Genomic DNA, 1,718 nt, shown 5'->3' with positions numbered 1-1,718 from the left:
AAAGCGTTGGTTAAGTCCTCGATCTATTAGTATCAGTCAGCTCCACATGTCACCATGCTTCCACCTCTGACCTATCAACCTGATCATCTTTCAGGGATCTTACTAGCTTGCGCCATGGGAAATCTCATCTTGAGGGGGGCTTCATGCTTAGATGCTTTCAGCACTTATCCCGTCCGCACGTAGCTACCCAGCTATGCCTTTGGCAAGACAACTGGTACACCAGCGGTGCGTCCATCCCGGTCCTCTCGTACTAAGGACAGCTCCTCTCAAATTTCCTGCGCCCGCGACGGATAGGGACCGAACTGTCTCACGACGTTCTGAACCCAGCTCGCGTACCGCTTTAATGGGCGAACAGCCCAACCCTTGGGACCGACTACAGCCCCAGGATGCGATGAGCCGACATCGAGGTGCCAAACCTCCCCGTCGATGTGGACTCTTGGGGGAGATAAGCCTGTTATCCCCGGGGTAGCTTTTATCCGTTGAGCGATGGCCCTTCCATGCGGAACCACCGGATCACTAAGCCCGACTTTCGTCCCTGCTCGACTTGTAGGTCTCGCAGTCAAGCTCCCTTGTGCCTTTACACTCTACGAATGATTTCCAACCATTCTGAGGGAACCTTTGGGCGCCTCCGTTACTCTTTAGGAGGCGACCGCCCCAGTCAAACTGCCCACCTGACACTGTCTCCCACCCCGATAAGGGGCGCGGGTTAGAATTTCAATACAGCCAGGGTAGTATCCCACCAACGCCTCCACCGAAGCTGGCGCTCCGGCTTCTCAGGCTCCTACCTATCCTGTACAAGCTGTACCAAAATTCAATATCAGGCTGCAGTAAAGCTCCACGGGGTCTTTCCGTCCTGTCGCGGGTAACCTGCATCTTCACAGGTACTATAATTTCACCGAGTCTCTCGTTGAGACAGTGCCCAGATCGTTACACCTTTCGTGCGGGTCGGAACTTACCCGACAAGGAATTTCGCTACCTTAGGACCGTTATAGTTACGGCCGCCGTTTACTGGGGCTTCGGTTCAAAGCTTCGCTTGCGCTAACCTCTCCCCTTAACCTTCCAGCACCGGGCAGGTGTCAGCCCCTATACTTCGCCTTGCGGCTTCGCAGAGACCTGTGTTTTTGCTAAACAGTCGCCTGGGCCTATTCACTGCGGCTTTTCTGGGCTATTCACCCTAAAAAGCACCCCTTCTCCCGAAGTTACGGGGTCATTTTGCCGAGTTCCTTAACGAGAGTTCTCTCGCACACCTTAGGATTCTCTCCTCGCCTACCTGTGTCGGTTTGCGGTACGGGCACCTTACATCTCACTAGAGGCTTTTCTTGGCAGCGTGGAATCAGGAACTTCGGTACTATATTTCCCTCGCCATCACAGCTCCGCCTTAATGGAAACGGGATTTGCCTCGTTTCCGGCCTAACTGCTTGGACGCGCATATCCAACAGCGCGCTTACCCTATCCTTCTGCGTCCCCCCATCGTTCAAACGATGTATAGGTGGTACAGGAATATCAACCTGTTGTCCATCGCCTACGCCTTTCGGCCTCGGCTTAGGTCCCGACTAACCCTGAGCGGACGAGCCTTCCTCAGGAAACCTTAGGCATTCGGTGGAAGGGATTCTCACCCTTCTTTCGCTACTCATACCGGCATTCTCACTTCTAAGCGCTCCACCAGTCCTTCCGGTCTGACTTCAACGCCCTTAGAACGCTCTCCTACCATCGACACC

The 1,718-nt window shown here is 54.2% G+C and carries 1 rRNA gene; it reads right to left on the bottom strand.

What is annotated here, in order from left to right:
- Positions 1–6 precede the first annotated feature (6 nt).
- Positions 7–1,718 (bottom strand): 23S ribosomal RNA (locus tag ACIQZD_RS26130); the annotation flags it as partial.

Origin of the sequence: Peribacillus sp. NPDC096447, assembly GCF_044762725.1 — a bacterium.
In the GTDB taxonomy this organism is placed as follows: Bacteria; Bacillota; Bacilli; order Bacillales; family DSM-1321; genus Peribacillus.
The sequence above is the reverse complement of the archived record's forward strand: the minus strand, read 5'-3'. Positions and strand labels throughout refer to the sequence as shown.